Origin of the sequence: Notoacmeibacter marinus, from assembly GCF_002238045.1 — a bacterium.
Classification (GTDB): Bacteria; Pseudomonadota; Alphaproteobacteria; order Rhizobiales; family Rhizobiaceae; genus Notoacmeibacter; species Notoacmeibacter marinus.
This window is the reverse complement of the sequence record NZ_NBYO01000001.1, coordinates 1,687,344-1,694,787: the sequence shown is the minus strand read 5'-3', so window position 1 is coordinate 1,694,787 and position 7,444 is coordinate 1,687,344. Positions and strand designations below refer to the sequence as shown.

Annotated in this window: 5 protein-coding genes; 2 read left to right on the top strand and 3 right to left on the bottom strand. The window is 62.0% G+C overall.

What is annotated here, in order from left to right; genetic code table 11:
- The 3 genes from B7H23_RS08140 to B7H23_RS08130 all read right to left on the bottom strand — a co-directional run.
- A partial coding sequence (locus tag B7H23_RS08140) for an acyl-CoA dehydrogenase family protein (protein ID WP_173861889.1) occupies positions 1-440 on the bottom strand: 440 nt, incomplete at its 3' end.
- Positions 437-1,630 carry a pyridoxal phosphate-dependent aminotransferase gene (locus B7H23_RS08135; protein WP_094076762.1) on the bottom strand — a complete coding sequence of 398 codons (1,194 nt, stop codon included), beginning with the start codon at positions 1,628-1,630 and terminating at the stop codon, positions 437-439. The genes B7H23_RS08135 and B7H23_RS08140, both read right to left, overlap by 4 nt.
- Entirely contained in the window at positions 1,620-2,684 is a 1,065-nt protein-coding gene (locus B7H23_RS08130) for a saccharopine dehydrogenase family protein (RefSeq protein ID WP_094076968.1), read from the bottom strand. The genes B7H23_RS08135 and B7H23_RS08130 overlap by 11 nt, the downstream gene beginning before the upstream one ends.
- Before the next feature lie 98 nt (positions 2,685-2,782).
- Here B7H23_RS08130 and B7H23_RS08125 point away from each other — a divergent pair, with 98 nt between their 5' ends.
- Both B7H23_RS08125 and B7H23_RS08120 read left to right on the top strand, forming a co-directional pair.
- The gene (locus tag B7H23_RS08125; protein ID WP_094076761.1) at positions 2,783-3,733 is read left to right on the top strand and encodes a LysR substrate-binding domain-containing protein; all 951 of its coding nucleotides are present in this window, start codon (positions 2,783-2,785) and stop codon (positions 3,731-3,733) included.
- Positions 3,734-3,874: 141 nt separating this feature from the next.
- Positions 3,875-7,315 carry an indolepyruvate ferredoxin oxidoreductase family protein gene (locus B7H23_RS08120; protein WP_094076760.1) on the top strand — a complete coding sequence of 1,147 codons (3,441 nt, stop codon included), beginning with the start codon at positions 3,875-3,877 and terminating at the stop codon, positions 7,313-7,315.
- The last annotated feature ends 129 nt before the right edge of the window (positions 7,316-7,444 follow it).

Here is a 7,444-nt window from a genome sequence, read left to right as displayed (position 1 = left end):
GGCTCGGTCAGGCCGAAACAGCCGATCCATTCGCCCGAGGCCAGCTTCGGCAGGTATTTCCTGCGCTGCTCTTCGGAACCGTAGGCATAAATCGGATGCATCACGAGCGAGGACTGCACGCTCATCATGGAGCGGTAGCCGGAATCGATGCGCTCCACTTCGCGGGCGACGAGGCCATAGGCGACATAGCCCGCGCCGACGCCGCCATACTCTTCCGGCACCGTCACGCCCAGCAGGCCCGCCTGCCCCATCTCGGAGAAGATCGCCGGATCGGTGGTCTCCTCAAGATAGGCGTCGGTCACGCGCGGCAGCAGCCGGTCCTCGGCGAAGGCCGCCGCCGTATCGCGGATCATCCGCTCTTCTTCGGTCAACTGGGCGTCCAAGAGGAATGGATCGGACCAGAGGAAGGATGTCAGGGCCTCATCGCGGGTCGTACTCATCGCGTCAATCCTCTCAAAGCTTTGGCCATGCGTGCGAGCGCGTCCGACAACTCCGTGTCGGAATAGGCAAAGGAAAGACGGACATGCCCCGGCAGTCCGAAGGCCCGCCCCGGTACCAGTGCGACGCCTGCTTCTTCCAGAAGCCATGTGCAGAACGCCGCATCGCTATCAAAAGGTCCACCCGCATCTTCAAGAAGCCCGGCGCAGGATGGAAAAGCGTAAAATGCACCGTCCGGCACCGCGCACTGCAGACCGGGCATCTCGTTCAGCGCGGAAACGACGTAATCGCGCCGGCCCTTCATGACCGCACAGCGCTCAGCCAGCAGCGCTCGGTCGCCAAGAATGGCGGCCAGCGCGCCAGCCTGCGAGACGGAACTGGCGCCCGACGTAAACTGCCCCTGCACGGCGGTCATGGCGGCAATAAGCGCGGAGGGGCCGATACCCCAGCCAATACGCCAGCCCGTCATCGACCAGGCCTTCGACACCCCGTTGACGGTCAATACGCGCTCTTTCAGTGCCGGCGCGACGGCAGCAAAGGAGGCAAATTCGCCATAGGTCAGATGCTGGTAGATTTCGTCGGAGATCACCCACACGTCTGGATAGCGCTCGAGCACTGCGGCGAGCGCAACGAACTCGTCAGCCGAATAGACGGCGCCGGACGGGTTGGATGGCGAATTGAGCATCAGCCAGCGTGTGTGTGGCGTGATCGCCTGCTCCAGAGACTTCGGCGAAAGTTTGAAGCCGTCCGTCATCTGGCATGGCACCGTGACCGTTCGCGCCTGGCAAAGACGCACAATATCGGAATAGCTGGTCCAGTACGGTGCAGGGATGATAACCTCGTCGCCCGGATCGAGCGTCGCCATCAAAGCATTGGCGAGCACCTGCTTCGCACCGGTCGAGACGATGACGTTATTGCGTGCCGCCCCCACCCTATGGGCTATGGCGTCCCGCAGCATCGCGGTGCCGGCCGTTGGCGTATATCGTGTTTGGCCGGCAAGAGCCGCATCCCGCGCGGCGGTGATGACGTAGGGCGGCGTCGGAAAATCCGGCTCGCCCGTACTGAGAGCAACGATATCACGGCCTTCCGCGCGCAGCTCCGCGGCTCTTTCCGATATCTGCACGATCTCGGACAGGGCCAGTCCGTCCATACGCGTTGCCGGCTGGAATTTTCCGGTTGCTTCAAGCTGCATAGCGGGCGCCGTTGCGGGTCTTCAGAAAGGCGTCAAGCGGGATATCCTCCTGCTTCAGGAACCCCTTGTTCGGCAATGTTCCGTCACGAACCATTTCCATGACCGCCGCGACGGACGAGGCCGTGGTCCAGGCAATCGCCGTGCGGAATTTCCCGCCGATCTCGATCGGTTTCAGCGCACGCACGAATTCGCGCCGCTCCAGCCGATCGCCGCACATGCCTTCCGCAGAGACGTGGATATAGACGATGTCGTCATTCACGGGCGGTTTGGCGTTGACCAGAATATCGCCGGCCTCCTGCCGCCGCTCCCGCATCAGCAATTCGTGGAAGAAGAAGTTCATCAGCGCGACATGGCCGGGATAACGCATCGTCTTGTAGTCCATGTTCGGCACCCGTCCCCTGTAGGTCTCGCACATCGTGCCCAGGCCGCCCGATGTGGTGAAGGCCTCAAGTTCGATGCCGCCGATCACGATCTTCTCTACCCATTCCATCGGCGAGACGGATTTGATCACGCCGTCTTCCAGCACCTCGCAATCGTTCAGATATTCGTTCACGACGCCTTCCGGCGACCAGTTGAAAGAATATCCCATGAGGCCGGAGGGATGCTGGGGAAGCGCGCCGACGCGCATGCGGCAGGACCGGCATGCGTCGAACTGGTCGATGAGACTGGCGCCGACAATGCCGACGAAGCCGGGCGCAAGGCCGCATTGCGGGGCCATCAGCCCTTTCGACGTCTTCGACAGTTCGATGATCGCCTGCGTGGTTGGCACATCCTCGGTCAGATCGAAATAATGCAGACCGAGCGCGTGCGCCTGCCGGGCCACTTCGATGTTGAACGAATAGGGAAGGCAGGAAAGAACGGCGTCGAATGCGGCTAGCGCCGATCCGAGCGCTGTGGTGTCGGCCACATCGATCCGCCGTGTTTCGAATGGCAGCGTAGTGTCTTGCGGCGCTGTATCGAAACCGACCACATCGAAGCCAGCGTCATGAAGCAAGGCGCCTGCGAGCGCACCGACCTTGCCCAACCCGAGAACAGCGATTTTTTTCATGTCCAGCCTATCCACCCTGTGATCGGCAAGACATTAGTCGGTTTTCCATTGCAGAAAACGGTATCTTCCTGCATTTTTCCATGAGTAATTGTAATGGAATCGTCATGCAAAGCGCGCTGCCTCTACCAAGCCTTGCGACTCTCCGATGTTTCGACGCCGCGGCGCGACATCAGAGCTTTACCGCCGCCGCCGAGGAACTGGGGCTGACGCAGGGCGCCGTCAGTCGGCATGTGAAGGAGCTGGAGGAACAGATCGGTGCGGCGCTGTTCAGGCGCGAAGGGCGTGGCGTTCGGCTGACGGATGCGGGTCGCAGTCTTGCCGGTCGTCTCTACCTCGATCTGGAACGCCTCCGTCATACCATCGGCAATGCGGTGGCGGCAGGCAGCTCCCGGGAGATCCTCTCCATAGCAGTGCTTCCGACCTTCGGAGCACGATGGCTCATTCCGCGATTGAAACACTTCCGCGCCGAGCGATCCGATCTGGAACTGGTCGTCCACAGCCGAAGCGAGCCTTTCGATCTGGAGGAAAGTCGGATCGATCTTGCCATTCATTTCGGCACCGACGACTGGCCGGGAATGCAGCTGACGCCGCTCTGCCAGGAAGAACTTGTCGCTGTCGCTGCGCCCGATCTGGTGCGCCGGTTCGAATTGCACGAGCCGGCTCGGCTTTTCGACGTTCCGCTTCTTCACCTGACGTCACGACCAATGCTCTGGGAAGCGTTTCGACAGACTTTGAAGGGAACCACCGGATCGGGCCGCACGGGCAGCTATTTCGATCAGTTTTCCCTGATTATCGCTGCGGCCAGCGCCGGGCTTGGCGCGGCGATCCTACCCATATACCTCATTGAAGAAGAGCTGGCTGCCGGCGCGCTCGTCGAGTTGACATCCGTGCCGGACGCCTATGGTCGGAGCTATTATATCGCCACCCCCGCAGGCTTGAACAAACCGCTAACGATGCAATTCACCAACTGGCTTCGTCGACAGGTCGGCCAGTCGCGACTGAGTCGGATAGCAGCCGATACGCCCGGCAATCGCATAAGCAACCCAGGCACGTAGAATAACGTATGGGTCGGCGGCTGGACCGGAGGTTGACGGCATTCGGTTTCCTCTTACCGCAGTGACGAGGCATTTCGTTCGCGATCGATATAGTTCTACAATCGTCGAATACTCTGCCATGGCGCTCTGGGAGGAAGAACCATGACTGACCAGACACCGGTTCTGGACAATTACGAACTGATCGACCGCTATACGAGCAGAAGCGGGCGGGTTTTCCTGACCGGCACGCAGGCCATCGTCCGCATCGTTCTCGATCAGGCGCGGCGCGACCGGCAAAACGGGCTTGATACGCGCGGCTACGTCTCCGGCTATCGCGGCTCGCCGGTCGGCGGCATCGATCTGGAGATTGGCAACAATCGCCAGATCGTCGCCGATGCGGGAATCGAGTTTCTGCCGGCGGTGAACGAGGAATTCGGCGCCACCCAGATGATCGGGACGCAGCAGGTCGAGACCGACCCGGACAAGCAGTGCCTGGCCGTCTTCGGGCTCTGGTACGGCAAGGGGCCGGGCGTCGACCGCGCCTCCGATGCGCTGAAGCATGGCAATGCCTATGGCGCGTCGCCCCATGGCGGCGTTCTGGTGGTTGCCGGCGACGACCATGGCTGCGTGTCGTCCTCGATGCCGCATCAGTCCGATGTGGCCTTCATGAATTTCTTCATGCCGACGATCCATCCGGCCAATGTCGCCGAGTTCCTGCCCTTCGCCGAATGGGGCTACGCCCTATCGCGCTTCTCCGGCATGTGGGTCGGCTTCAAGGCCATTTCGGAGACCGTCGAATCCGGCATGTCGTTCGAACTGCCGGAGGATCGGCAGTTCGTCACGCCCGATTACGAGCCCCCGCAAACGGGCCTTCACTATCGCTGGCCCGATCTGCCGGGCTTTCAGATCGAAGAGCGGATGGAAGCCAAGAAGAACGCGGTTCTGGCTTTCGCCCGCGCCAATCCGATCGACCGGGTGGAATGGGGCCATGGCGATGCCCGTTTCGGTATCGTCACCACCGGCAAATCGCATCTCGACGTGCTGGAAGCGCTTCGGCTTCTCGGAATCGGGCGCGAACGGGCCGCCGAACTCGGCATCGATATCTACAAGGTGGGCATGGTCTGGCCGCTGGAATATGTCGGCGCGCTCGATTTCGCCGTCGGCAAGCAGGAACTCCTCGTCATCGAGGAAAAGCGCGGGATCATCGAAAGCCAGCTGAAGGAATATTTCTACGATTTTCCGGGCCAGAAGCCCCAACGCATGGTCGGCAAGCGCAACGAGAAGGGCGAGCGCCTCGTGCCGTGGACGCGCGAATTGGGCGCCGTCATGCTGGCGCAGATCATCGCCGAACGGCTGGACCTCAACTTCGAAGGGTTGAACCTGGCCGAAAAGGCAAAGTCGATCGTCCCGGCGCCGAATCCCATCGATGTGCCGGGCGCTGCCAGAACGCCCTATTTCTGCTCCGGCTGTCCGCACAACACCTCGACCAAGGTTCCGGACGGCAGTCAGGCGTTAGCCGGCATCGGCTGCCATTTCATGGCCAGCTGGATGAACCGCAACACGACCTCGCTGATCCAGATGGGCGGCGAAGGCGTGAACTGGGTCGCCCGCTCGAAATTCAACGGCAACAAGCACATCTTCCAGAACCTCGGCGACGGCACCTACTACCATTCCGGCTCGCTCGCCGTTCGCCAGGCCATCGCCGCCGGCACAAACATCACCTACAAGATTCTGTTCAACGACGCCGTCGCCATGACAGGCGGCCAGACGGTGGACGGCCCGCTCACAGTCGAGGCGGTGGCGAAAAGCCTCGTCGCCGAAGGCGTGAAAAAGCTGGTGGTCGTCTCCGACCAGCCGGAAAATTTCCGACGCTCCGACTTTCCGAAGGGCGTGCCGATCGAGCACCGGCGCGAACTGGATCGTATCCAGCGCGAATTGCGTCAGATCGAAGGCACCACGGCGATCATCTACCAGCAGACCTGCGCGGCTGAGAAGCGCCGGCTCCGCAAGCGCGGCAAGATGGTCGACCCGAAGCGCTTCGCGGTCATCAATCCACTGGTCTGCGAGGGTTGCGGCGACTGCTCGGTCGAATCGAACTGCCTCAGCGTCGAGCCCATCGAGACGGAGTTCGGCCGCAAGCGGAAGATCAATCTGAACTCCTGCAACAAGGATTTCACCTGCCTGAACGGGTTCTGCCCGAGCTTCGTGACCGTGGAGGGCGCGACGCTGAAAAAGACGAAGGCGTCGGGCGATGCCTCTGGCTTCGATGCGCTGAACGCGGCACTGCCGACGCCGGAACTGCCGGCGCTCGATAAGCCCTGGGATATTCTGGTGACCGGGGTCGGCGGCACCGGCGTCGTCACGGTCGGGCAACTGATCGCCATGGCCGCTAATCTGGAAGGCCGGGGCACATCCGTTCTGGATTTCATGGGCTTTGCGCAGAAGTTCGGCCCGGTGCTGAGCTATATCCGCATGTCGGAGGACGAGGACGGCGTCAATCAGGTGAAGATCGAGCCGAGTTCGGCTGACGCATTGATCGGCTGCGACCTCGTGGTGAGTTCCTCACCGAAAGCATCGCTGACCTATCGCAAGAACGAGACGCGCGCGGTGGTCAACACGGCCATCATGCCGACGGGCGACCTCGTTCAGAACCGCGATGCCGATCTGAACGCCGGCCAGCGCCTCGCGGCGATTGCCGAGACCGTCAATGGCGAAACGCTGCGCACGCTGGATGCCAACGCGCTATCGGAGGCGCTGCTCGGCGAAGCCGTGTTCGCCAATGTCATGATGCTCGGCGCCGCCTGGCAGGCGGGCCTGGTCCCATTATCCGAAGCCTCGCTGATGCGCGCGATCGAATTGAATGGCGTGAAGCCCGATCTCAACAGGGACGCTTTCACCTGGGGCCGCATCGCCATCGACAATCCCGAGGCGCTGGAGGCCGCGGCTGGCCTGCCGGTCACCGCGATTCTGACGCTCGATCAGATGATCGAGCGGCGGGCCGCGTTCCTGACCGATTATCAGGATGCGGACTGGGCGGACCGCTACCGCGCCGACATCGCCCGTGTTCGAAAAGCCGAGGAGAATGTTACCGGACAGGCTGGCGCTCTGACCGAATCGGCGCTGAAGGGCCTCTTCAAGCTGATGTCCTACAAGGACGAGTACGAAGTGGCGCGGCTGCACACCCAGACCGGCTTCCATGAAGGGCTGAAGAACCGTTTCGAGGGCGATTACTCGGTCAAGCACCATCTAGCGCCGCCCATTCTCTCCTTCAAGCACGACGCGCGGGGGCGACCGCTGAAGCGCGCATTCGGTCCTTGGATCCGGCCGGTCTTCGGCCAACTCGCGAAGATGAAGGGCCTGCGCCGCACCAGATTCGATCCGTTCGGCTATAGCGACGAGCGGCGGATGGAGCGCGAGCTGATCGCAGACTATCGCGACCTTCTGGATCGTCTGATCGGCGGACTGACCGAGGACAATCTGACCGATGCAGCGCGGATCGCCGCGCTCGTGATGGAAATTCGCGGCTTCGGACCCGTCAAGGAGGAAGCCGTGGCGAAGGTGCGTCCGCAGATCGCGGCGGAACTGGAGGTACTCGGTCTGTGATCCACCGTACGCGCGCGCCTTGCTGTATCCGCTCGGCTGACGCTTCGACGAATTGGGGGATGAACCGAAGGCCGGTCGCCCTTGCGTTTTCTTCGATCTCCGCGCACGAGAAGGGCCGCGAGAGCATTC